The sequence below is a fragment of the Pantoea stewartii genome (assembly GCF_011044475.1).
GTDB classification, from domain to species: Bacteria; Pseudomonadota; Gammaproteobacteria; order Enterobacterales; family Enterobacteriaceae; genus Pantoea; species Pantoea stewartii.
The window spans coordinates 1,082,240-1,104,419 of the sequence record NZ_CP049115.1 but is presented as its reverse complement, the minus strand read 5'-3'; the positions used below and the strand labels follow the sequence as shown (position 1 = coordinate 1,104,419).

Here is a 22,180-nt window from a genome sequence, read left to right as displayed (position 1 = left end):
AGAGTCATAATGGATCCGACAAGAAATTTAAGCAGGATAAAGTCATGATTACAGGTATTGAGGCATTAGCGATTCAGGCCACAGATATTATTTCTGTGTCTCGTGCCGCTCAACAGATAGTCTCTCCACTGGCTGCTGCAAACAGCATGCTGGTCAAGACCTCCGCGCCTGCTAATCCTGATCAGATAAAATTTGCGCTTGATCGCGTTTCCGTTTCGATTGCTCTTGTCGAAAGAAAATTAGCTGAATGTGCAGAAATTATCGGCGGTCTTGAAGACCCAGAAACCAGTGGACTGCTTTTTCAGCTTTCATTTCCCGATGAACTGAAAAAGAAAGCAGAACTTATTTCTTTGCAGATAGAAAACCTGAAAAATGTTTTCTCAATAGTTGAAGACGCCCCCTCTTGGAAACCCTATCTGTCCATTGTGCAAGAAAAGCGTAAGCAGGCTGTCAGAGGAATGTCTAATCTGAGGAATGCATATCTTAATATTGCCCTTATTGTAGAGCAGTACACAAACCCTGTACCCACAGTAGAAAGCACGGTGGAAGGTGATACGCAGGAATTTGCCTCCGCTGTTTTAGCATCAAAAAAACTGCTTGAAGGTCAGAGCAGCGGATGGCTATAAATTGCTAAGCGGCATGGTTTCACAGGTCTGCATCCATCCTTCCCTTGCTAATAACTCAACAGTACAGGGTTATGCCAGAGAGCTTTCAGCCTATCTCAACGGTGCATCTGTATCTGGCCGTCTTGGTAAAAACGGTGGCTTTGAAAGAAATACTAACGCTACTCAGTCTGGCATTTTGAAAATTCACATAAAGATACCCGGGAGTGGTTACTGGCCAACTAACCTTTCCCAGGTAAAAAGAACAAGCAATGATTATCTGGTTTATGTCAGACACTGGGATTATAACGAGAAATATCAAATTCTGGCGATTATCACGCCTGATGCGCATGAGAGAATTGACGGCTTATTACCTGATCTCATTAAAATTGCTGAGAAGTGTTTTCATGACCTTAACGATAACCAGTTGAAGCAGTTAACGTACTATTGAAAAATGAACTCTAATATGACCCGCTTCGGCGGGTTTTTTTATGCCCGGAGAAAAGCAAATGACCGTATCCAGCCAGACACGCAGCGGTGAGCTCTCAGAGGTTCTGAAAACTGAGCGCAGCGTGATCAACAATCAACTGCGTGTGGCATTGCCAGGGATTGTTCAGTCATTTGATCCCGATACGGTCACGGTGGTGGTACAGCCTGCCATTCGATATATCAAGAGGGACAGTGACGGAATTGAGTCTACGCATGATTACCCGCTACTCACTGATGTGCCGGTGTATTTTCCGCGCGGTGGTGGCTGCACAATCACGTTCCCGGTTAAAGCTGGCGATGAGTGTACGGTAGTTTTTGCAGACCGGTGTATCGATTTCTGGTGGCAGAATGGCGGCGTTCAGGAGCCTGTCGATCCTCGCCAGCATGATTTATCCGATGCGTTTGCTTTCGTTGGCCCACAGTCACAGGCTCAAAAAATATCCGGCATCAGCACTACAACCCTACAGATGCGCACTGATGATGGTTCTGCTTATATCGAACTTGACCCAAACAGCAAGGGCGTCAATGTTGTGGCACCGGGCGGCTTTAACGTTACGACGCCGCTGGCCACATTCAGCCAGGCAGTAACGATTTCTGGTTTGTTAACGTGGGCAGGCGGCATGGTGGGCAGTATTGCAGCAGGCACAGCGGCGAAAATTACAGGCGCTATCCAGTTTTTCGGCACGCTTTCTTCGAACGGAAAAGACATCAGCGATGGTCACACGCACAAGGGCGTTCAACAGGGGAATGACAGTACAGGCGGGGTAAACTGATGCGGTACCGACGCGAAGACAACGACGGCGACTATACGTTTGGCCGTGGCGATGACACCTGGCTGATTAATTCACCCGAGGCGGTAGCGCAGGCTGTAAAAACGCGCTTCCTGCTCTGGTACGGTCAGTGGTTTCTTGATACTACGGCGGGAACGCCATGGATTCAGTCGGTGCTCGGTAAGCAAAAACCTGAAACTTACAACTTAGCTATACGCCAGCGCATCCTTGAGACACAGGGTGTTAAATCCCTCATCTCTTTCGATACCAGCCTTAACACCGCCAGTCGCCGGGTAATCTTCACCGCGACGATTGACACTATCTACGGGACGACCACCGTTACAAGCGAGGCTTAATGGCTCTCAACCTAGACACGCTGGGGCTATCGGCAACGGTAACCGCCCAGGGCATCAGTGCGCCTGCTTATCAGACCATCCTCACCACCATCACCGGCTACTTTCAGCAGATTTACGGTACCGATGCCTATCTGGATCCGGACAGTAAAGACGGTCAGATGGTGGCACTGGTGGCGCTGGCCATTCATGACGCCAACAACACCGCCATTGCGGTTTACAACTCGTTTTCGCCGTCAACAGGTATGACCGACGCGCTTTCACGTAACGTTAAAATTAACGGTATCACTCGCCGTGCGGCAACGAACTCAACCGCTGACCTGACGCTGAGCGGTGCGGCGGGTACCACGATTACCAACGGTTCAGTTAAGGACACCAACGGCATTATCTGGAACCTGCCTGCCAGCGTGACCATCGGCCCGGGCGGTACCGTGATCGCCACTTCCACCTGCGCGGTGTCGGGCGCTGTCGCTGCTGTGGCGGGCTCGGTCAGTAAAATTAACACGCCCACGCGCGGCTGGACGAGTGTAACCAATGCATCAGCGGCGACGGTGGGCAGTGCAGCAGAAACGGACTCAGAACTTCGCATCCGTCAGCGGCAGAGTGTTGCGCTTCCGTCTCTGACGCCTTTTGCGGCGCTGGACGGGGCGATCGCAAACATCACCGGCGTGACACGTCACAAACTCTATGAAAACGACACCGGAAGCCAGGACGCAAACGGGCTGCCTGCGCACTCCGTTGCGGCAATTGTGGACGGTGGAGACGTTAACGCCATTGCTCAGGTTATTCAGGGCAAAAAGGGGCAGGGCGTTGCCACGTTCGGTTCTACTGCCGTTTCTGTGCAGGACAAATGGGGAAATCCGCACACCATCAGTTTTTCAAGGTCATCCCCGGTACCCGTGTTTGTGGCTATCACGCTTAAGGTGTTTCAGGGCTATACAACTCAGGTCGGAAATGACATCAAAAAGGCGATTGCGGATTACGTTAACTCGCTGGATATCGGCGATGATCTGTTGCTGAGCCGGGTTTACTCACCGGCAAACCTTGGCGTGGTGAGCGGGGGCGAGAGCCGGTATTACGACATCAACAGCCTGCAGATCGGGCGTTCTGCGGCAACGGTCGCACCGGCCAATATCGTGACGGCGTTTAACGAGGCTGTGACCTGTTCAGTGGACAACATCACAGTTACGGTGGCGTCATGAGCAGATACACCGACCTGATAACGAATTATCACCGGACTAAGCCTCTTTTTACACAGCATGTCGATTTGTCCACACGCCCCCTCACGGATACCGGCAGTGCCATGGACGGGCTCCTGACGGCCTTTGATATCGACCAGGCCGTGGGCGTTCAGCTGGACACCCTCGGGGAATGGATAGGCCGGAGCCGCACGGTGGCCATACCTATTTCAGGGGTTTATTTCTCCTTTGATACGGATGGTCTGGGCTGGGATCAGGGTGTCTGGCAGGGGCCGTATGATCCGGACAGCGGCTATACCCGTCTCAGTGATGAAACCTACCGGATTATCCTCAAAGCCAAAATCGCTATTAACAACTGGGACGGCACCAACGGTTCGTTAAAAGGAATTCTGGATAACGCGCTGGCCGGTTCCGGCCTGACGATGCAGATCGTAGACGGCCAGGACATGACAGTCGGGCTTTGGGTGTTTCCTGAAAAGGATATCAGCCTGGTGTCGAGAGAACTCATTGCGGCCATCCGTCAGGGCTATCTGACAGTAAAAGCAGCGGGCGTATTTGCCGGAAGTATTCAAATCCCCTCGGTCATCACACCGTCTGAGGGAAGTACATTTTTTGGTTTCGATATGGAAAACGGGTTCATATCGGGCTTTGACAGCGGCGCATGGGAGACGAAACTCTGATGTCAGTGAACAATTTTAAAGCTTTCGCAACGGACGCAAGTGCGAACGTCACATCGCAGGGTGACTATGAAAATCTCCCTGCACTCCAGACGGGTTTTCAGTCGGGCAAAGCTTCCTCAGCACAAATCAACAAGGCGCTGAGGCAGTCCACAACAGTGGCTGCAATGGTAGGACAGATTATTGCTGCTGCCGGGCTGGACGCAAAAGACAATGGCGACATTGCCACGCTGTTATCTAATTTCGTCACCGCTCTTATACCTGCTCTGGGGATCGACAGATATGAGCAGACACCCGATGAAACGCATATCCGTTCACCGGACAAGAAAAGCTACGTTCTGGTAAATAACAATGGCTGGGGCGCATGGAATACCGATACCGGTATTATTCCGTTGGCGCTGGGTAATGGCGGTACCGGCGCGAAAAACGCATCTGATGCCCGTAAAAATCTTAACTTACAGGGTTTCTCGTCGACCAATGATCAGTCTGCGGGCGCTTATAACTACATGCTGTCGCCCAATAACAATTATTCGCTTGTTATGGCCAACAGCGGGACGTGGGGCGCTCAGGATTCAACAGGCAAGACTATCCCCCTGCCAGTGGACAGGGGCGGCACGGGCGCGGTAAACCCGGCAGATGCGAGGACTAACCTCGGACTGAAAGCGCTTTCAGTCCAGGATACAGCACCTGTCGCAAACGGCGGCACAGGAGCAACAACAGCCGACGCCGCGAGGACTAATCTCGGGCTGGGTCCCGTCGCAACAATGACCACGGTTCCGGTAGCAAGTGGGGGGACTGGCTCGACAACGGCTGCGGATGCAAGGAATAACCTCGGTCTGGGTAATGCCTCCACTTATACTGTGGGTTCTGGTCCGAATCAGATCCCGGACATGAATTCATTTACCAAAGGAAGTGGGTGGCAGAAATTGCCGGGCGGGAAAATCCTGCAGTGGTTCCAGGTCACCACAAGTACGTCAGCGGCTGTTCAGGTAAGTTTCCCCATCCCGTTCATGTCCGGTGCAAATATGATTGTTGCCTCTCCTGTCGATGTGAATGTGCCTAACTGGGCGTCAGCAGCGATTTATAACGCCAGCTCATGCCTGGTTTCAGCGTATGACGGCAGCAAGGTTCGCGTCGCCACAACCGTTTATATCTTCGCCATAGGGGAATGATTGATGTACATGTACAGCGCCAAAAATAACGCTTTTTACCCTCTGTCACTGAAAGAAAATTACGAGGCTGCAGGTTCATGGCCGGATGACGGGAAAGAGGTAGATGAGGATGTATTCAGCACATTCACGAATGCACCGGCAGGAAAAACGAGGGTGGCGGGAGCAGATGGTTTGCCTGCCTGGGGAGATATCCCACCGCCAACAAAAGAGGAACTGGTGGCTGTGTCGGTAACGAAAAAAACAAACCTGATGGCTGCAGCGACTGTCGCAATCGATCCACTCCAGGATGCTGTCGATCTGGATATGGCGACGGATGCGGAAAAAGCACAGCTGAACAACTGGAAGAAATATCGCGTACTGCTTAACCGTGTTGATACGTCTACGGCTCCGGATATTACCTGGCCTGACCAACCAAAATAAAAAAAGCCCGTCGACCGGGCAAAGATTTTACCGCCCCCGTCTATGCAGGTTTACGGGGTGGGTGATTAAAGTTTAGTCACACCCCGAAACACTTCCAAATAAAATCCCTTTTCCACCAAAGCCTTTACAAATCTCCCAACCGCAGCGGCTTGATCATTTTTCTCAAATGATAATACTGTTTTTATATACAGTATTTTTGAGGGCGTGATCATGCCGCGCTATGGCGATATCAGGGTATCTTTTTTTGAGGCAATTAAGCGTTCGCAAAAGTATGGCGTCACCGTTTCTACATCTGACTTTGTGGCTGAACTTGCAAAGCGTAACTGGGAATTCAGCCACAAGCAGGCCAACGAGTGGATAGCCCAGAACGTGATGACGTTCCGTGATCAGTCGCCAGAAGAAGGTGAAAACCGACTATGGCAGCGTTTCTATCACTACGGAGATTACTGATATGGGATTTCCTTCACCAGCGGCAGACTTCGTTGAGAGCCGCATAGATCTGAACAATCTGATGATTCACCATCCGTCTGACACGATGCGCATTGAAACGCCTCGAGGCTTTGTTTTGGTTGACCGGTCACTAAAGCCATTGCCGGGTAAAAAGGTTGTATGGCAGGTGGACGGTTATCCCATGGTCGGAAAGTATTTTAAGGGCGGCATCATTACTGAAGATGGGGAGACTATCGACGGGGAATCGCTGGATGGGGTGGTAATGCTGGGCGTTGTGACGTTTGAAGTGCTGGACGTTTATGATGCTGACTGGTTGCCAATATAAATGTGCGAGTGTTTAATTTATAGGCAATTATAAGTACATAAATGAGTACAATATTTTATTTATGATTTTAAATTATGAATAAAAACAATGAAATAAAATGCAAGTACCATAATCGTGAAACAAAAAAGTGAATTCAGAGGCGGGCACGTCGCTGTCCTGTCTGCAAAAAATCAACGTTCAGGATAGTCGTCTGCGTGCCTGAGTACAACTGCCAGGGTGCAGGCTGTTGAATGGTGCGCAGCAGTTCATACTTTTTTTCAATTTATTTAAACCTTATTAAGGGTTTTGCCGTAAAACGTCCCGCTGTTCATGTCCGTTTTACTTGCTCAACTAAGGATGAAGTGTTGAAAAGGCGTCTGTTAATTACCGTAACTGTTTTTTGGGCTTCGCTGGCGCAGGCCGACGATATGCCATTTCCTGTGACGCCACCGGCGATTGATGCAGCCTCCTGGGTGCTGATGGACGCCACCACGGGGCAGGTGCTGACCGCGGGCAATCCCGACGAGCGCCGGAATCCCGCCAGTCTGACCAAGCTGATGACCGGCTATGTGGTCGACCGCGCGATCGACCAAAAGAAAATTACCCGCGACGACATGGTGACGGTGGGAAAAGATGCCTGGGCAGCAGGCAATCCGGTCTTTAAAGGCTCCTCACTGATGTTTCTTAAGCCCGGTGATAAGTTAAGCGTGCGTGATCTCAGCCGCGGCGTGATCATTGATTCAGGCAATGACGCCTGCGTTGCGCTGGCGGATTATGTGGCCGGTAGCCAGGACAACTTTGTTAAGTTAATGAACCACTACGTGGAGAAACTGGGGCTGACGAATACCCATTTCGAAACCGTACACGGTCTGGATGCGCCGGGGCAATATTCCAGCGCACTGGATATGGCAAAACTGTCGCGCGCCATTATTGATGGCGAGCCCGATTTCTATGCCATGTACCGTGAAAAAACCCTCACCTGGAACGGCATTACCCAGAACAACCGTAACGGCCTGCTGTGGGACAACAACCTGCACGTCGATGGCCTGAAAACGGGCCATACTGAAACGGCGGGCTTCAATATTATTGCCTCCAACATTGTGGGTCAGCATCGCCTGATTGCCGTCATCATGGGCGGGAAAAGTGCGAAAGGGCGTGAAGAGCAGGCGCGCAAGCTGCTGGTCTGGGGCCAGAATACGTTTGATACCGTACAACTGTTCCATGCCGGTAAGAAAATTGGCAGTGAACATGTCTGGTACGGTAATCCGCACCAGGTTGACGTGGGCACGGCAAACGATGTTTATCTGTCACTGCCGCGCAGCGAAATCCCGAACGTCAAAGCCAAATACGTGATCAACCGCACCGACCTGGAAGCGCCACTTAAAGCCAATGAGAATATTGGTGAAATCCAGGTGATGGACAAGGACAAGCAGATCGCCAGCTATCCGCTGGTGGCACTCACCGCCGTTAACGAGGCGGGTGTAGTGAGCCGCATCACGGACTACCTGAAACGCAAGTTCTAATCGTTACGTCCCTGCTTCGCCTTCGCGGGGCAGGGATGAACCCGCTATCGTGCGTCTTGTGTTGTCGTCGTGGTGAATTTTGCTGATTTCCGGGGCAGGGTTGTTGATAATGGTCCGCTCAACGCTGTACAAGCGAAAACATTGACGGCGCGCCAGGATCGGCAGGGCGCGACGCGTAGAATCATTTTTTTACCAGCGGACAAGCGACTTTGCGCTCTGATAAACCCATCTCAAATCTGGAATTCTGGTTATATCGTCATTACCGCAGCGTGCACGGGTTACGCATCGCAGTGGCGTTTCTGTGTGCGTTTCTGCTTGTCCGCGTCACGGGCATTCCCGAAGGCACCTGGCCTTTGATTACCCTGGTTGTGGTGATGGGGCCGATCTCAACCTGGGGAAACGTCTTCCCGCGCGCCATTCAACGCATTGGCGGAACGATTGCCGGGTCAATCTCTGGTCTTATCGCCCTCAGGCTGGAGATGATTTCGCTGCCCGGCATGCTGGCATGGTGCGCAGTGATCATGTTTATCAGCGGCTATCTGACGCTGGGGAAACACCCTTACATGGCATTGCTGATTGGCATCACGCTGTGCGTGGTTGTAGGCGCGCCAATGGGGGATTTCACCGTGGCGATGTGGCGCGGTGGCGATGTCATTTTAGGATCGTTACTGGCGCTGTTATTTACGGCCATATGGGCGCAGCGTGCGTATATTCACTGGCGTATTCAGCTGTCAGATACGCTGGCAGAAATGGCCAAAATCTACCATGCAGGGTTTTCCGCCAACCTCGTGGAAAAGCCCCGGCTGAACAAACCGCTGGGCAAACTGCTCACCAGCGTGGTGAAAATGCGTGCCCTGCTGGAGCCGTCCAGTAAAGAAACCCGCATCCCAAAATCAGTGTTTGAAGCGATACAGACGTTGAACCGTAATATGGTGTACACCATTGAGATGCAAATTAATGCCTGGTGGGCATCACGCGAAAGTCATCTGATCATGCTGAATGCTCCGACGTTACGCCGCACGCAGGAGATGACCGAAAACGCGCTGCGAACCTTATCGGTCATGGCTGTGAAGGGGGAAACCTACGACATCATCGCGGCCAATCATGAGTTAACGGAAATCGTCAAAGAGCTTAAGCAGTTGATCGCTGACGGGAGTGACCGTCTGGAAGAAGCGCCGATTTATGGCTATGTCTGGCTGAGTCTGGAGCTGGCGAAGCAACTGGAACGCATGACGGATTTGATGCGCCTGGCGCTGCGTAAATAATTACCTCAGACAATGACTTAATGCGAAACCCGGTTTTTTTGCGCTAAGATAAGAGCCAGTCCGAATTTAGCTGTGAGAATTGCCCACAAGGCTGGCTGGCCGCTAAGCTGATCGTTTTGACTCTCTCCCTGCTTTAGCAGGCTTAAAGAAAGGTGCCATCATGGAAAATGCCAAGCAATCATTTCAGGACGTACTTGAGTTTGTCCGTACGTTCCGCCGCAAGAACAAACTGCAGCGTGAAATCGTCGATAATGAGAAGAAAATTCGTGACAACCAAAAGCGTGTGCTGCTGCTGGATAACCTGAGCGAATACATCAAACCCGGCATGAGCGTTGAGGCGATTCAGGAAATCATCGCCAGCATGCGTGCCGACTATGAAGATCGCGTGGATGAGTACATCATCAAAAACGCTGACCTGTCTAAAGAGCGCCGCGAGCTGTCTAAAAAGCTCAAGACCATGGGCGTGGGCGAGACGAAAACGCCATAAGGCAACGCGTATTATCGCGGATAACCAGCCCGCTCCAGCCATCCGGTTGGGCGGGTTTTTTTGCGTCCGCGATCAGCGGGAAAGCTTGCGGGCAATCTGCTGTAACTGACGGGCCAGCGCGGATAAGTCTGCGTCTTTGCTGGCTGGCGCGGCGGTGGTTTCCCGCACGACCAGTACCGGCTCCAGCGTCCGTGACGCGACCGCTTCCCCCTGCAGCGCGGCCAGCGCCTGCTCCACGCTCGTGGCACCCAGTTGCTGGAGATCCTGACGAATCGTGGTCAGCGGCGGCTGGTACCAGGCGCTTTCTGCCGTGTCATCGTAGCCGACAATGGAGATTTCAGCCGGAATCGCCACGCCATGCTGATGCAATGCCCGCATGGCACCCAGCGCCATTTCATCATTCGCTACCAGCAGCGCCTGGGGCAGCGCGTCCGGTAACTGAGACAGCATAGCCTGATAGCCCGACTGGGCACTCCAGTCGCCGCGCAGCACACAACAGGGAGACAGGCCGTGCCCGGCCAGCACCTGGCGCCAGACCGCTTCACGCTGACGGGCCGATACCGAGCGAACCGGACCATTCAGCAGGCCGATGTGCGTATGTCCGAGCGCGACGAGATGCTCAACTGCGGCCCGCGCCCCTTTTTCATTGGAGTACTGGCAATGAGACACAACGGCGTGCGGTTCAGAATCCAGAAACAGCACCGGTTTTTTGCCACACAGACGACGGATTTTTTCCGCGTCGGCGGCCTCAAGCGGCATATTAATCAGTACGGCATCAACGCGCTGCGCCATCAGTTCATTCACCGTGGCTTCGGCATCGTCCGCGCTGTCCATGGCAATGACTAAATGGTAGCCGGCTCTGGCGGCGCGCTGCTGTATTGCCGAGGCAATCTGCGCTGGGGCCATTAACGCCAGATTGCTGGTGGCCAGGCCAAGGGTCCGCGTGGCTTTACCCGCTAACTGCTGCGCAACCCGATTGGGAACGTAGTTGAGCTGTTGCATCGCCGCTTCCACTTTTTCGCGGGTACGGGGAGAAACCTGCTCAGAGCGATTAAGCACACGAGAAACGGTTTGATAGGAAACGCCCGCCAGTTGGGCAACATCATCAAGGGTCACAGAGCGGGACGTCATTCTTCCTCCAAAAGATGAGGCAGCGAGTGTAACAAATTTCCGTTACCCACGCGTCGTGCAACGGCGTGGCTGCGTGCTCATCACATCCGTGTTTAACGGTTCTGTTGATAGATCTGCAGGTTGACATTGACCGCGTTCAACAGCGGTGCAGTGATGCCATGACGGCTGGCACGTAACAGCAGGTCGCCAATGATCGGGTCGGCTTCAATCGCAAAGCCCTGGGTCAAATCACGATACATTGAGGAGGTCATCGGCGTCGACGGGTCGTTCAGCAGCGCGTAGATTTTGGCGGTCACGGCCGGGCGCGGTTGGTAGCCCTCAGCACAGATAATCTGCAGCACTTCGCTATAAATGCCCTGAAGCAACATCTCGCCGCCTGGCTGGTTCAGCACCTGTTGCGTATTCCCCCGCGCCAGACAGCACACGGCGCCGAGCGTGCTCAGCAGCAGCCATTTTTCCCATAATTCACCGATAATATTGTCGGTAAAAACTGTGTCGACCATGCTGCTGCGAAGGGCAACATCAACCCGCTGAAGCCGGGCATCATTATTACCATCCAGCGCGCCGTAACAGATCTGGTGCAGAGGCGTTAACTGCACCACATGGCCCTGGTCGTTCAGCGTGGCGTTAATTTTGCACAGCCCACCGATCACCCTGTCGGCACCAAAGTGGGTGACCAGCGTATCAATATGCCGCATGCCATTCAGGATCGGCATGATCAGCGTGTGCGGACCGACAGCCCGCTCAATATCCTGGATGGCCTGATCCAGACCGGTGCTTTTGACCGTGATGATGATTAAGTCGTAATGCGTGTCCAGGCTGTCGGCAGTGATCAACGTCGGATGCAGCGTTTCCTGCCCTGATGGGGTCTGCAGCACCAGGCCCGTTTGTTGTAACTGACGGAAACGGCCTTCACGGACCAGAAAGGTCACATCCTGCCCGGCCTGCATCAGCCGCGCACCAAAATAACCGCCAGTTGCACCCGCACCTACCAGTAAAATACGCATCCCTTCTCCCTCTGTTAAACGCGCCTGTCCAGATGCAGGACAGAAAGTTTAGTTATGCGTTAAAACCCATTCTGCCCGCAAGCATTATTACATTCCGCATGGGCACAGAATCGCGCATTGATCGTGTTCCATTGAGCGCGACCTATGTCAAAAATCTTGAATATAGTGCTTAAGTATATTCACTATCCCTCATGACATGGCTGGCGTAACCTTATTTCATCGATGTTTATCATGCGAAAGCACCCGTCTTTCGCCAGGAGATGTTACAGATGAAAAAGATTGGTTTTCTCTCATTTGGCCACTGGACGCCCTCGCCGCAGTCCGCCACGCGTTCTGCCCAGGATGTGTTGCTGCAATCTATCGACCTGGCCGTCGCAGCGGAAGAACTGGGCGCGGATGGGGCCTATTTTCGTGTGCACCACTTCGCCCGTCAGCTCAGCTCGCCGTTCCCGCTGCTGGCTGCGGTCGGTGCACGCACCAAAAAAATTGAAATAGGGACTGGCGTGATCGACATGCGCTATGAAAATCCGCTTTATATGGTGGAGGATGCCAGCGCTGCGGATCTGATTTCCAACGGTCGCTTACAGTTGGGACTGAGCCGTGGTTCACCCGAGCAGGTGATTGATGGCTGGCGTTACTTCGGCTACGTGCCGCAGGAAGGCGAGACGGATGCGGACATGGGCCGTCGCCATACGGAAGTGTTCCTGGATGCGCTGCGTGGCGAAGGCTTTGCTAAACCGAATCCCCAGCCAATGTTCCCCAATCCACCGGGCTTGCTGCGTCTTGAACCGCTGTCGGAAGGCTTACGTGAGCGTATCTGGTGGGGCTCGGGTTCCAACGCCACCGCAGTATGGGCAGCGAAAATGGGCATGAATCTGCAAAGCTCGACGCTGAAAGATGATGAAACCGGCGAGCCGTTCCACATCCAGCAGGCCAAACAGATTCGCGCCTACCGTGATGCCTGGAAAGCGGCAGGGCATCAACGTGAACCGCGGGTTTCCGTCAGCCGCAGTATCTTCGCGCTGGTGAATGATATGGACCGCGCCTACTTTGGTCGCAGTGGTCAGGATCAGGATTCCGTCGGTTTTCTGGATGAGAAAACCCGCGCCATTTTCGGTCGCAGTTACGCGGCTGAACCCGAAAAGCTGATCAAACTGCTGGCAGAGGATCAGGCGATTGCCGAAGCGGATACCTTGCTGCTCACCGTGCCGAATCAGTTGGGCGTGGAATATAATGCCCATGTGATTGAAGCGATTCTGAAGTATGTCGCTCCTGAATTAGGCTGGCGTTAAACGCTAACTGATTCTGTGAGAATAAGGCCCCCGCGCAGTCCGGATTGCGCGGGGTTTTTCATTCTTTTCCATCCTGATGTCCTGTCTTCTCTCCCGGTTACGTAGCAGTGAATACCGTTTTTTTATTTTAAAAAACTATTTCGTCGCGACACAATTTCTTATTAAGAATAACTCTTTCGGATTTATCTCAATAAAATCATGCGCGTTGTAAATTAATTGACATGAACTCATGTTAATTTTATTAATGAGTAAAGGGCGTAGAAAGAATCGTTGCCTGATTAACTATCCCTAATTGCTGCGTGAATAACGCAGTCATCTTTTTATTTCCACTTTATAGCGAACAGAAATGACAGGCCGGTGCTTATCCTGAATTTAAGATGGCACTGATGCTGACGAAATGTCTCAGCCTGGCGATGTGCATCGTGCATTTTGTCCCACCCCAAACTAACCGGAAAAAAGAATGGCGATCGATATTTATTTGAAAGTTGAAGGCACCACAGGTGAATCACAGGACAGTAAACATAAAGGATGGACCGACGTACTCTCATTTGAGTGGGGGGCTTCACAACCCGGCAATATGGCTGTTGGCGGCGGTGGTGGCGCGGGAAAAGTGAGTTTTAACGATCTGCGGATCAAAGCCTTAATCGATAAATCCACGCCAGCCATTCTTAAATACTGTTCCAGCGGAAAGCATGTTTCAAAAGTTGAACTGTCGGTTTGCAAAGCTGGCGGTAGTCAGATTGAGTACACGAAAATTGTGCTGGAAGATGTTCTGGTCACCGCAACGAATTTCAACGGTATCGGGCAAAGTGACACTATTGTTGTGGACTATGCCTTTCAGGCATCTAAAGTTTCTACCAGCTATTGGGAGCAAAGCGCCAGCGGGACTAAAGGTGCGGAAAGCAAAGCCGGTTGGGATATTAAACAAAATAAAGAGAGCTGAGTTAATCTGCCCGTAAATATAAAGGTGAAAAATGGCTATTGATATATTTTTGAAGATAGACGGGATTGAAGGTGAGTCGCAAAATGCGAATCATAAAAAATGGATTGATGTACTTTCATTTGACTGGGGCGCGCAGCAGCCAGGGAATATGGCCGTTGGCGGCGGTGGGGGAGCAGGTAAAGTAAATTACCGCGATTTAACCGTTGAGGCCTTAATTGATAAGGCCACGCCTGCATTAGTGAAATATTGCGCCAGTGGTAAACATCTGCCGAAAGTTCAGCTGTCCGTTTGCAAGGCGGGTGGACAGGAAGTGGAGTATACCCGCATCACACTTGAGGATGTCCTGGTGACACAGACTGACTTCACCGGCGTCGGGCACGCGTCAACGCTGGGTATGCAATATTCCTTTCAGGCCAGCAAAGTGGCACTGGAATACTGGGAACAGGCTTCTCAGGGAACGAAAGCCGCTTCTGTACAGATGGGCTGGGATATTAAACAAAATAAAGAAAACTAATGACTTTGTCGGGCGGCATCAAAAAGTGAGGGCGTTATGGCATTTCCAAAAGTGAGTCTTATTGAGGGCCTGACTACGGACCCTCGTTTTAATCCTGCGGGTTCCGCTAACTTTCTGTCCAAAGAGGTGCTTGATGAAGCGCTGATTTTAGTCAGATCGTTTGAACCAGCGGAAATCGCCCGGCTGAGTAAAACCGATACCAGCCAGATTGCTTATGCGATGTCGAATTATAAAGAAGATAATAACCGTCGTTATAAAACCTGGAACGAAGAGTCGGCTTCAGTCAGGAGGCCTGGCGGAGAAATTCGGCATCTTGACAATCGTATTGGCGGCGTCAGAGTTCAGCAGGCAAGTTCGATTGCGACAGGTGCGATATCAAGCTCTACTGGCGCTACAGGTGTGGTTTTATGGTCCGCTTACCAGGGTCTTGGAAGTATTATTGGACGGGGCTCTCTTCCTGTACTGGCGGCACTCTTTTCTGCGGCAGGCGCCTACTTCGTCAACAAAAAAACCGTTGCCGTTAATCAGATGGCTGCCCATATCAAAGCACTTGCGGATCTCTTTAATACTGCACATGAAGCCTTTGAAGACTTCAAAACAGAAGCGGAGCGTAAACGCGCTAATTTTAAACCCGATGATCAAATGCGTACGCCCCTCACCTTTGAGCAAACCGTGGCATCCCATAACGCCTGGCCCCAGGATCATGCGCGGGACATGACGCCCATCCTTCAGCAATTTATCCGCCATGAATATCAGCGTGTGGAGCTGTATGGCACAAGTGCCGAGTTTGTGAAGGTTTTTTTAAAAAACCAGGCACCCCTTTCTCTTTCACGCACGCAGTACAGTAATCTGATTAACTTAAAATTCCCGTAAGGAATGGCGAAAAGCTGTCTGAAGGCAACGCTATTCAGACGGCAAGCCCGCTTAGCGTGCCGGACGGTGAGTTCACGTCTTGATAAAGGTAAGCAGACTGACCACCTTACCGGTTAAAGCATACGCCCTGGATTTTGCGTTTACCGTCTCACTTCTCAGATAAGTTACCCTGCGCGGATAAAGGTTACCCCGCGCTTTTCCGCCCGGGTAAACGGTATTGCTTTGCGCCAGCCAAAAGTCAGGCTTCAGGCCCCACCATTCACATCAACCATTCGCGCATACGGCGTTTCAGTTGGCGCGCAGTATGCGTTGGAGGCGCATTAACAGTCGGCCGCAGGGCCGGACGGGACAGACAGCAGAATATTGTCAACGTTATGTGAGTTAGCTTCCAGGTCCTGACTTGTTGTCATCCGCTAAAATCGTTATGGTTAACAAGCGTTTGTCAGACCCGATAGCGGGACCAGCCCAGTAAGAAAACCTCCCGATATCAGCGCGTCGGCACTCTTGTAACTCATTGATGTCTTGCATACATAAACAGTAAGCGGGCTGTCTGAAGGCGCAAACCCGGTGCTGGTGCACCAGAAGCAGGTACAGCCTCATCCGGCCTGTATCGCGCCAAATGGCCTCGCGAATGATGGACTCACCTTATTGACCAGGAGCTTGCAAATGACGATGAATGCCCGATCTTCTGACGCTGCACTTACGGCGGCCTCATTTAAAACCCAGCGACATTATACAGTTGGATATGTACCTAAATTCGGGGACACCAGCACACCTGCACTGAACATTAGTGGCAAATGGTTACGTGAATTGGGATTCGAGACGGGGACGAAGGTAAGGGCAGAGATCAGCAAGGGCTGTATCGTGTTGCAGGTCGAGACACCGGAGTCAGAAGAGAACCTTTCCCCAGCGCGTTAAGGGTTGTGTTGCTCTAACCACCGTTTATAGTTACAGAATCAACCGCCCCGTTTAAGGAGCCTGACATGCCACATTACTGTTTTTTCCAAAAGGGTAAGCAGATTGTCGTGCTGGAAAAATCGTCTACAGACGAGGCTACCCAGCTCATTGCGCAGGGCTATGAAAAGCAATTTGAGGAGATGAGTGCGTCCAGTGAGAAAAAGGCACTCGCTCGCTTTGCGGATATTCGCCAACGTAACCAGGCGGATTACGAGGACTTCCTGGCGGGGGCGGCAACGATGCCGATCATCGATGGCTTACGCGCGGTAGCGGGTTTTATCGTGGGTAAGAAGTAGCGCAGCCGGAGCAGCGCCTGCGTTAAGTTCCCTGCGCTGTAACGCGACCTGGATTGTTGCGTATTTCACGCCATTCCCAAAACAAAAAGCCCGCTCAGGTTTCACTGAGCGGGCTTCTCTAAATCTGGCTCCTCTGACTGGACTCGAACCAGTGACATACGGATTAACAGTCCGCCGTTCTACCGACTGAACTACAGAGGAATCGTTTGAACGGGGCGCATATTATCGACGTCGTGCAGGCTTGTCAAAACTCTTTTTCATAAAAGTGTCTGATTGCTGAAATACTCGCCAACTCTGTGCGCTGTGCCGTATCGCTAACGCTAACAAGCGGCTTCACAGGGTTTCTTATTGCGTAAACAGAAACCCAAACCGCGTAAAACGTCGCCTTGGACTGGACAGTGACGATTGTTCTTTATGTTCGTCACATTTATTTCATTTTTAGTTTGAAATGCTAATAAATGGAATTTAAATTTCATTTCAACTTTCGCTGTCCGCCCGGAGTCCAAATGAACAAAGTCAGAATCGGCATGATCGGCAGTGGCTACATTGGCCGCTGTCATGCGATTGCTTATGCCCAGGCCCCTGCGGTGTTTGCGTTAAAAGGGGAGATTGTCCGTGAGATGCTGGCAGAGGTGAATCCGGAACTGGCGGCAAAGCAGGCCGCCACCTTTGGGTTTGCCCGCTCAACCGGTGACTGGCGTGAGCTGGTGTGCGATCCCAATATTGATGTGGTGGATATCTGTGCGCCCAATTTTCTGCATAAAGAGATGGCGCTGGCTGCGATTGCTAACGGTAAACATGTCTATTCCGAAAAGCCGCTTTCCCTGAACGTAGCGGATGCCCGGGAAATGGTGGAAGCCGCGGCAAAGACCGGCGTGAAAACGCTGGTGGGTTTCAATTACATGAAAAACCCCACCAGTCAGCTGGCGAAAGAGATTATTGCCCGAGGCGAAATCGGCGAAGTGGTGCACTTTTATGGCACGCACAACGAGGACTATCTGGCAAAACCCGACACGCCGCTCGACTGGCACTGTAAAAAAGCGCTGGCCGGACTGGGCGCTCTGGGCGATCTGGCTGCGCATATCGTCAATATGGCGCATTATCTGGTCGGCAATATTGTGGAAGTCAGCGGCGATATGATGACGGTCATCAGGTCGCGTCCTGACCCGAAAGATCTCAGTCGTCAGTTACCGGTTGAGAATGAAGATCAGGCCAGCGCATTGCTGCGTTTCCAGAACGGGGCGCAGGGCGTGATTGAAACTTCGCGCATTGCCTGCGGAGCCAAAATGGGCCTGACCTATGTGGTGACGGGCACCAAAGGCACGCTGCGCTATACGCAGGAACGGATGGCAGAGCTTGAACTCTATCTTCATGATGAACCCGCAGGGCGTCAGGGCTTCAAAACGATTCTGACCGGGCCTGCTCATCCGGATTACGCCAGTTTCTGTGTGTCGGCAGGACACGGTATCGGCTTTAACGATCAAAAGACCGTGGAAATACGCGATCTGATTAATGGCGTCGCCGCAGGCGATCGTATGTGGCCGGATTTTGCCGAAGGTTTGCAGGTACAAAAGGTGCTGGAGGCGATTGCGCTGTCCGCCACAGAACGGTGCTGGCAGGAAGTCTGATAGTAGTTACAGCATACTTTAATGCACAGACGGGAACCTGTGCGCCTGCGGACAGGCAGGCGCACGTTGTTATCAGCAGTCAGATGCTTTGTCCCACCACAGCTTGTCCATCGCGTAATAGCGGTCACGCTGGCTCACCGGCTGTGACAAATCCCGCTCCCAGGGCTTCGCCAGAATGTAGTGCAGGTTCTTCACCTCTTTACATTCCCACAACGTATCGTGCTGAAAACGAAGCGTTTTTAGCGCGTTATAAATATAGGAAAGGGGCAGCCATTTATCTTTAAAAGCTTCGTTGAGCAAGTCCTGTTCTGAGAAGGCATAGGCGCGCAGGTCATCAATGGCGGCAATACGCGCTTCAAGATCGTTAAAGACAGCCTCATCCGGTTCCAGCACCAGGAATCCACCGTTCAGGTAATAATCCACATGGGCCGGCGGCGTCTGCTCGCGCTCCTGCCAGGTATAGTGGCAGAACTCGGGCTCCCAACTGTCAGGATAGGACTCAATCTGGTTGGGATTACAGCGGCAGGCGTGGCAGGCGGCCAGCACGAAGTCACCCAGGTCCAGTGTAAACAGTTCATCCATATTCTTTAAGATGAGCATGTCAGCATCCAGGAATACCACGCGCCGATACTCGGTCAACTGCCAGGCGCGCAGCTTAGTCCAGACCTCGCCAAAGCGTTCAGAGGCATAGTGCTGATTCAAATCATTATCCGGATAAAGCGGATCAACCCGGCGGATAATACAGCCCTCATCCCTGAGGGCTTCACACTCGCTGTCACTGATAGCATTGGTGGCCATCACAAGCAGTGGCCAGCGTGTTTTCGTCTGTTGCAGTGAACGGTGCAGCGCTTTCACGCCCACCAGATAATCCGGTTGCGTCAGTAACGTTACCCAGGCAAACATAACATCCCTTTTTTAAATTATTTAAACAGTGCAGCGGTATAGTCGTTGCTGAAGCGGTGGTGCGGATCAAGTTGTTCACGCAGGGCGCGAAAGCGGTCCCAGTGCGGATAAAGATCCCGCCAGTGGTAGAGCGAGGCATCGTAATATTTACCCCAGTGCGGACGCCCACCTTCTTCGGCCAGCAGCTTCTCCACCTCGCTTAAAAAGTGCAGACCGGCCTCAGAAAGCGATCCATCATCCGCGTAATAAACGACAAAGCCAAAGAAGCAGGTGGGCTGGTCGAAGGCGGGGCTCAGCCAGGCGGATGAGGCACCGGTGCAGCGCAGGATAATCGGATAGTGCATGTGCGGACGATTTTCGGCATACCAGCGTTTGATCTTGCTGATGATCGCCGGCGTGCGCGCCAGCGGAACGCCAATCTCAACGTTGATCTGCGGCACGGCGATACCGCGACAGAACAGTTGGTAGATGTCGCCTGTGACATCGGTAAAGTCGCGAAAGCGAGTCACAGTGCGGAACTGTTTGCCGCCTTTACCGTGAATCTGCGTATCGCGATGCATGTGCTCCAGCGTCTGTTCGATCGTATCGTTCAGGCTGTCATCACCTTCATCGGCATGTTCTACTACTTCGCGTCCCGACTGCTCGTAACGCTGGATCTCATCGTAGCTGGCCTGATGTGCATTCCAGACGTGCATGATGTTATCGTCAACAAACCACCAGGCCTTACTGAGTGCATAATCTTCATTCCAGCGCAGCAGATCGCTTTCCAGGTTGTCCGCCGAAACTGCATTCTTGTGGCAGGTGAAGATGCGGAACGGTTGGGTGCGCAACGTCACTTCGGTCACGATGCCCAGGGTGCCGAGCGACACCAGCGCCGCCGCAAAATCGTCGTCACCGCGCGACAGCTCCCGTATGGATCCGTCGCTCAGCACCAGACGGATCTGCTCGGCTTCATCCGCAATGGAGCTTTGCTGCAGACCCTGACCGTGCGTGCCGGTTGCCATCGCACCGGCCAGCGTCTGCACGGAGATCACGCCCGGCGAAGAGGCCAGCATGCGGTCCATGTCTGTCAGGGTGCTGTAGATCTGTTCGAGCGGTGTGGCGCCAGCAAACGTAACGCTGTGAGCATCGCTGCGGAGCAGGCCGGTAAAGGCGCTCAGATCCAGTAACAGATCGTCGGGATGCACAGCCAGCATTCTGCCGGGTGAGTAGGTTTTGCCAATAACGCGCACTGTGTTGTGAGTGTCGCGCAGTAACTGCTGCAAAGCCGCCTCATTGGCAGGGCGTTTTACCTGCTGTTGTGTACCAATCGGCGCGTTTTGCGCCCAGTTCCAGAGTGTATTGTCATGAGGTTCACGCTGCGTCTGGCGAAGCGGATAAAGGCTGGCGTCTCTGCTCAAGCTGCTTTCCTTACTTAAGTGATATTGTTATTACCACTTAAGCATAGACTATCCTTTTCAGCGCTCAGGACGCGTGGCGTGAGCAACCGATGTAGCGCAGCGTTGCCGTGACGGCGAGCTGGCGATTACGACGGATGATCTCGTCTTCATTTTTGTCCCGACTAAACAGCGTATTGAAGGTGAAGCGGTTGGAGACCTGATGCACACAAATACTGCTGATCAGGCGATGCACGTCCAGTGTCTCGATCTCTTTGATGAACAGTCCCTGCTGCTGTCCCCGGCTCAGAATATCGTCCAGTAAGTCCAGCGCACTGCGGTTCAGCTGGCTCAGACGGGCAGACTGCGAGATGTAGCGGCCGCGAGACAGGTTCTCCATACAGATCAGACGCACAAAATCCGGGTGGGAAACATGGTAATCGAAGCTGGCTTCAACCAGTTTTATGATGGCCTGCTCAGGGGCGAGCGAGGCCAGATTCAGGCCAGTTTCATGCTCCCTGATCTGCTGGTAAACCTGTTCCAGCGCATCGATATAGAGCTGTTCCTTATTGCCAAAATGGTAAACCACCATTCGTTTAGTCGTCTGGGCATTTTCAGCAATTTGCTCAAGACGGGCGCCTTGCATGCCAAACTCAGCAAAGGTCGTCAGTGCGCTCGCAAGAATGCGCTTTTTAAGTCCTTCAGGATCATTTTTGCGTTTCGTAGTGTCTGACATAGTGCTTAACAGGGTGCCCGGTAACGAGAAGGTGAGGGCAAGATGTTACCACAGCGGATCAGGGCTGTTACTTATACCGAGAGCAAATGAAGATTAATCAGTCTGTTCTGACGTCGCACGGGAAGCCGTGTCACCTCGGTCACGGCATTAAAGCGTTTTCAGGATCATACCGATGGCGGCCAGCAGCATGATAACGCCGACCGATTTAAACATGATGCGCTGTGCACGTTGGCTGGTCAGTAATGCGCGAACGCTTACTGCCGCCAGAATAAACATGGCTCCGACCATCAGCAGCACCGCTGCGGTAACGGGCACCAGTATGGCTGCCCAGAATGTTAAGGATATGCTCTCCAGCGATATCACAAGCGGTAATATGGCCAGATAAAACGCGATTGTTTTCGGGTTGCCCAGTGTGATGGTCAGGCCTGACAGCCAGGCAGAAGTCAGTTGCTTGTGCGTCACTTTTTGGTCCAGCGTGATGGAATGCGGCTGATAAGACCAGAACTGCCAGGCCAGAAAAGCTAAATAGAGCGCCGCAGCCCAGTTAATCAGTGTAAACAGTCCGGTATAGGTATGAGCGACAACGGCCAGGCCAAACACGGCGAGCGTCAAATAAAATAAATCGCCCATTATCACGCCTGCAAGCGCAGCCAAACCCGCCAGAGAGCCCCCGTTAAGAGTACGGGCCACGATCGCTGTCATGCCCGGGCCGGGAATGGCCGCGGCCAGACCCAGCGCCAGTATATAAGGCAGTAATTCTGTTATCGCAGGCATCGTCTTTCCTCCATAAATGTTATGTCGGGATAAAATCCA

General features: G+C 52.5%; 26 protein-coding genes and 1 tRNA gene. 20 read left to right on the top strand and 7 right to left on the bottom strand.

Annotated features, from left to right (window positions below; translation table 11 throughout):
• Positions 1–44: 44 nt before the first annotated feature.
• The 13 genes from G5574_RS05170 (at position 45) to tmaR (ending at position 9,711) form a co-directional block, all read left to right on the top strand.
• The gene (locus tag G5574_RS05170) at positions 45–626 is read left to right on the top strand and encodes a hypothetical protein (protein WP_164482177.1); all 582 of its coding nucleotides are present in this window, start codon (positions 45–47) and stop codon (positions 624–626) included.
• Positions 598–1,053: a type II toxin-antitoxin system YafO family toxin gene (locus G5574_RS05165; protein ID WP_164482176.1), complete on the top strand. Its 456-nt coding sequence runs from the start codon at positions 598–600 to the stop codon at positions 1,051–1,053. Before G5574_RS05170 ends, G5574_RS05165 begins: the two co-directional genes overlap by 29 nt.
• A 58-nt stretch (positions 1,054–1,111) precedes the next feature.
• Positions 1,112–1,864 carry a Gp138 family membrane-puncturing spike protein gene (locus G5574_RS05160; protein WP_164482175.1) on the top strand — a complete coding sequence of 251 codons (753 nt, stop codon included), beginning with the start codon at positions 1,112–1,114 and terminating at the stop codon, positions 1,862–1,864.
• Positions 1,864–2,217: a contractile injection system sheath initiator gene (locus G5574_RS05155; RefSeq protein ID WP_164482174.1), complete on the top strand. Its 354-nt coding sequence runs from the start codon at positions 1,864–1,866 to the stop codon at positions 2,215–2,217. Before G5574_RS05160 ends, G5574_RS05155 begins: the two co-directional genes overlap by 1 nt.
• Positions 2,217–3,416: a baseplate J/gp47 family protein gene (locus tag G5574_RS05150; RefSeq protein ID WP_164482173.1), complete on the top strand. Its 1,200-nt coding sequence runs from the start codon at positions 2,217–2,219 to the stop codon at positions 3,414–3,416. Before G5574_RS05155 ends, G5574_RS05150 begins: the two co-directional genes overlap by 1 nt.
• Positions 3,413–4,093 (top strand): baseplate wedge 1 family protein, encoded by a 681-nt coding sequence (locus tag G5574_RS05145; RefSeq protein WP_164482172.1) that lies wholly within the window; start codon positions 3,413–3,415, stop codon positions 4,091–4,093. The genes G5574_RS05150 and G5574_RS05145 overlap by 4 nt, the downstream gene beginning before the upstream one ends.
• Positions 4,093–5,262, top strand: a complete 1,170-nt coding sequence (locus tag G5574_RS05140) for a gp53-like domain-containing protein (protein ID WP_164482171.1) — start codon at positions 4,093–4,095, stop codon at positions 5,260–5,262. The genes G5574_RS05145 and G5574_RS05140 overlap by 1 nt, the downstream gene beginning before the upstream one ends.
• Before the next feature lie 3 nt (positions 5,263–5,265).
• The gene (locus tag G5574_RS05135) at positions 5,266–5,682 is read left to right on the top strand and encodes a tail fiber assembly protein (protein WP_164482170.1); all 417 of its coding nucleotides are present in this window, start codon (positions 5,266–5,268) and stop codon (positions 5,680–5,682) included.
• Between the two features lie 210 nt (positions 5,683–5,892).
• Positions 5,893–6,132, top strand: coding sequence for a DNA polymerase V (locus G5574_RS05130; RefSeq protein ID WP_164482169.1), 240 nt, complete (start codon positions 5,893–5,895; stop codon positions 6,130–6,132).
• A gap of 1 nt (position 6,133) precedes the next feature.
• On the top strand, positions 6,134–6,457 hold the full coding sequence (locus tag G5574_RS05125) for a S24/S26 family peptidase (protein ID WP_164482168.1): 324 nt from the start codon (positions 6,134–6,136) through the stop codon (positions 6,455–6,457).
• Positions 6,458–6,801: 344 nt separating this feature from the next.
• Entirely contained in the window at positions 6,802–7,959 is a 1,158-nt protein-coding gene (dacD, locus tag G5574_RS05120) for a serine-type D-Ala-D-Ala carboxypeptidase DacD (protein WP_172913000.1), read from the top strand.
• Between the two features lie 209 nt (positions 7,960–8,168).
• Positions 8,169–9,224, top strand: coding sequence for an FUSC family protein (locus tag G5574_RS05115; protein WP_033740425.1), 1,056 nt, complete (start codon positions 8,169–8,171; stop codon positions 9,222–9,224).
• A 160-nt stretch (positions 9,225–9,384) separates the two neighbouring features.
• Positions 9,385–9,711: a PTS system regulator TmaR gene (tmaR, locus tag G5574_RS05110; RefSeq protein ID WP_033740422.1), complete on the top strand. Its 327-nt coding sequence runs from the start codon at positions 9,385–9,387 to the stop codon at positions 9,709–9,711.
• A gap of 72 nt (positions 9,712–9,783) precedes the next feature.
• Here tmaR and G5574_RS05105 read toward each other — a convergent pair whose 3' ends face one another.
• Positions 9,784–10,842 (bottom strand): LacI family DNA-binding transcriptional regulator, encoded by a 1,059-nt coding sequence (locus G5574_RS05105; RefSeq protein ID WP_164482167.1) that lies wholly within the window; start codon positions 10,840–10,842, stop codon positions 9,784–9,786.
• 92 nt (positions 10,843–10,934) lie between these two features.
• The gene (locus G5574_RS05100) at positions 10,935–11,849 is read right to left on the bottom strand and encodes a ketopantoate reductase family protein (protein WP_164482166.1); all 915 of its coding nucleotides are present in this window, start codon (positions 11,847–11,849) and stop codon (positions 10,935–10,937) included.
• Positions 11,850–12,118: 269 nt separating this feature from the next.
• Here G5574_RS05100 and G5574_RS05095 point away from each other — a divergent pair, with 269 nt between their 5' ends.
• From G5574_RS05095 to G5574_RS05070, 6 genes are all read left to right on the top strand, one after another.
• A complete protein-coding gene (locus G5574_RS05095; RefSeq protein ID WP_054633503.1) occupies positions 12,119–13,141 on the top strand; it encodes an LLM class flavin-dependent oxidoreductase in 1,023 nt (340 codons plus the stop codon).
• 460 nt (positions 13,142–13,601) lie between these two features.
• The gene (locus G5574_RS05090; RefSeq protein ID WP_039338087.1) at positions 13,602–14,084 is read left to right on the top strand and encodes an Hcp family type VI secretion system effector; all 483 of its coding nucleotides are present in this window, start codon (positions 13,602–13,604) and stop codon (positions 14,082–14,084) included.
• A gap of 31 nt (positions 14,085–14,115) precedes the next feature.
• Complete coding sequence (locus tag G5574_RS05085; RefSeq protein WP_033740412.1) at positions 14,116–14,598, top strand: Hcp family type VI secretion system effector; 483 nt, start codon at positions 14,116–14,118, stop codon at positions 14,596–14,598.
• 36 nt (positions 14,599–14,634) lie between these two features.
• Entirely contained in the window at positions 14,635–15,471 is an 837-nt protein-coding gene (locus tag G5574_RS05080) for a hypothetical protein (protein ID WP_164482165.1), read from the top strand.
• 666 nt (positions 15,472–16,137) lie between these two features.
• Positions 16,138–16,389 (top strand): SymE family type I addiction module toxin, encoded by a 252-nt coding sequence (locus tag G5574_RS05075; RefSeq protein ID WP_172912958.1) that lies wholly within the window; start codon positions 16,138–16,140, stop codon positions 16,387–16,389.
• A 65-nt stretch (positions 16,390–16,454) separates the two neighbouring features.
• Positions 16,455–16,724 (top strand): hypothetical protein, encoded by a 270-nt coding sequence (locus G5574_RS05070; RefSeq protein ID WP_110268265.1) that lies wholly within the window; start codon positions 16,455–16,457, stop codon positions 16,722–16,724.
• Between the two features lie 125 nt (positions 16,725–16,849).
• Here G5574_RS05070 and G5574_RS05065 read toward each other — a convergent pair.
• A tRNA-Asn gene (locus tag G5574_RS05065) sits at positions 16,850–16,925 on the bottom strand.
• A 305-nt stretch (positions 16,926–17,230) separates the two neighbouring features.
• Between G5574_RS05065 and G5574_RS05060 the strand changes: the two genes are divergently transcribed.
• Positions 17,231–18,352: a Gfo/Idh/MocA family protein gene (locus tag G5574_RS05060; protein WP_164482164.1), complete on the top strand. Its 1,122-nt coding sequence runs from the start codon at positions 17,231–17,233 to the stop codon at positions 18,350–18,352.
• A 72-nt stretch (positions 18,353–18,424) separates the two neighbouring features.
• On the opposite strand, the gene G5574_RS05055 is transcribed toward G5574_RS05060, so the two are convergent.
• The 4 genes from G5574_RS05055 to G5574_RS05040 form a co-directional block, all read right to left on the bottom strand.
• On the bottom strand, positions 18,425–19,255 hold the full coding sequence (locus G5574_RS05055; protein WP_039338083.1) for a glycosyltransferase family 8 protein: 831 nt from the start codon (positions 19,253–19,255) through the stop codon (positions 18,425–18,427).
• 17 nt (positions 19,256–19,272) lie between these two features.
• A complete protein-coding gene (locus G5574_RS05050) occupies positions 19,273–20,655 on the bottom strand; it encodes a D-arabinono-1,4-lactone oxidase (protein WP_162286476.1) in 1,383 nt (460 codons plus the stop codon).
• Positions 20,656–20,719: 64 nt separating this feature from the next.
• Positions 20,720–21,367, bottom strand: coding sequence for a TetR/AcrR family transcriptional regulator (locus G5574_RS05045; RefSeq protein WP_039338080.1), 648 nt, complete (start codon positions 21,365–21,367; stop codon positions 20,720–20,722).
• Positions 21,368–21,514: 147 nt separating this feature from the next.
• Entirely contained in the window at positions 21,515–22,141 is a 627-nt protein-coding gene (locus G5574_RS05040) for a LysE family translocator (protein ID WP_110268268.1), read from the bottom strand.
• Between the last annotated feature and the right edge of the window lie 39 nt (positions 22,142–22,180).

Coding starts and splice junctions, on each gene's coding strand:
- G5574_RS05135 (WP_164482170.1), top strand. CDS start 5,266: ATGTACATGTACAGCGCCAAAAATAACGCTTTTTACCCTCTGTCACTG.
- G5574_RS05130 (WP_164482169.1), top strand. CDS start 5,893: ATGCCGCGCTATGGCGATATCAGGGTATCTTTTTTTGAGGCAATTAAG.
- G5574_RS05055 (WP_039338083.1), bottom strand. CDS start 19,255: ATGTTTGCCTGGGTAACGTTACTGACGCAACCGGATTATCTGGTGGGC.
- G5574_RS05105 (WP_164482167.1), bottom strand. CDS start 10,842: ATGACGTCCCGCTCTGTGACCCTTGATGATGTTGCCCAACTGGCGGGC.
- G5574_RS05095 (WP_054633503.1), top strand. CDS start 12,119: ATGAAAAAGATTGGTTTTCTCTCATTTGGCCACTGGACGCCCTCGCCG.
- G5574_RS05155 (WP_164482174.1), top strand. CDS start 1,864: ATGCGGTACCGACGCGAAGACAACGACGGCGACTATACGTTTGGCCGT.
- G5574_RS05040 (WP_110268268.1), bottom strand. CDS start 22,141: ATGCCTGCGATAACAGAATTACTGCCTTATATACTGGCGCTGGGTCTG.
- G5574_RS05150 (WP_164482173.1), top strand. CDS start 2,217: ATGGCTCTCAACCTAGACACGCTGGGGCTATCGGCAACGGTAACCGCC.
- G5574_RS05145 (WP_164482172.1), top strand. CDS start 3,413: ATGAGCAGATACACCGACCTGATAACGAATTATCACCGGACTAAGCCT.
- G5574_RS05160 (WP_164482175.1), top strand. CDS start 1,112: ATGACCGTATCCAGCCAGACACGCAGCGGTGAGCTCTCAGAGGTTCTG.
- G5574_RS05060 (WP_164482164.1), top strand. CDS start 17,231: ATGAACAAAGTCAGAATCGGCATGATCGGCAGTGGCTACATTGGCCGC.
- G5574_RS05140 (WP_164482171.1), top strand. CDS start 4,093: ATGTCAGTGAACAATTTTAAAGCTTTCGCAACGGACGCAAGTGCGAAC.
- G5574_RS05085 (WP_033740412.1), top strand. CDS start 14,116: ATGGCTATTGATATATTTTTGAAGATAGACGGGATTGAAGGTGAGTCG.
- G5574_RS05125 (WP_164482168.1), top strand. CDS start 6,134: ATGGGATTTCCTTCACCAGCGGCAGACTTCGTTGAGAGCCGCATAGAT.
- G5574_RS05100 (WP_164482166.1), bottom strand. CDS start 11,849: ATGCGTATTTTACTGGTAGGTGCGGGTGCAACTGGCGGTTATTTTGGT.
- G5574_RS05070 (WP_110268265.1), top strand. CDS start 16,455: ATGCCACATTACTGTTTTTTCCAAAAGGGTAAGCAGATTGTCGTGCTG.
- G5574_RS05045 (WP_039338080.1), bottom strand. CDS start 21,367: ATGTCAGACACTACGAAACGCAAAAATGATCCTGAAGGACTTAAAAAG.
- G5574_RS05075 (WP_172912958.1), top strand. CDS start 16,138: ATGACGATGAATGCCCGATCTTCTGACGCTGCACTTACGGCGGCCTCA.
- tmaR (WP_033740422.1), top strand. CDS start 9,385: ATGGAAAATGCCAAGCAATCATTTCAGGACGTACTTGAGTTTGTCCGT.
- G5574_RS05170 (WP_164482177.1), top strand. CDS start 45: ATGATTACAGGTATTGAGGCATTAGCGATTCAGGCCACAGATATTATT.
- G5574_RS05080 (WP_164482165.1), top strand. CDS start 14,635: ATGGCATTTCCAAAAGTGAGTCTTATTGAGGGCCTGACTACGGACCCT.
- G5574_RS05090 (WP_039338087.1), top strand. CDS start 13,602: ATGGCGATCGATATTTATTTGAAAGTTGAAGGCACCACAGGTGAATCA.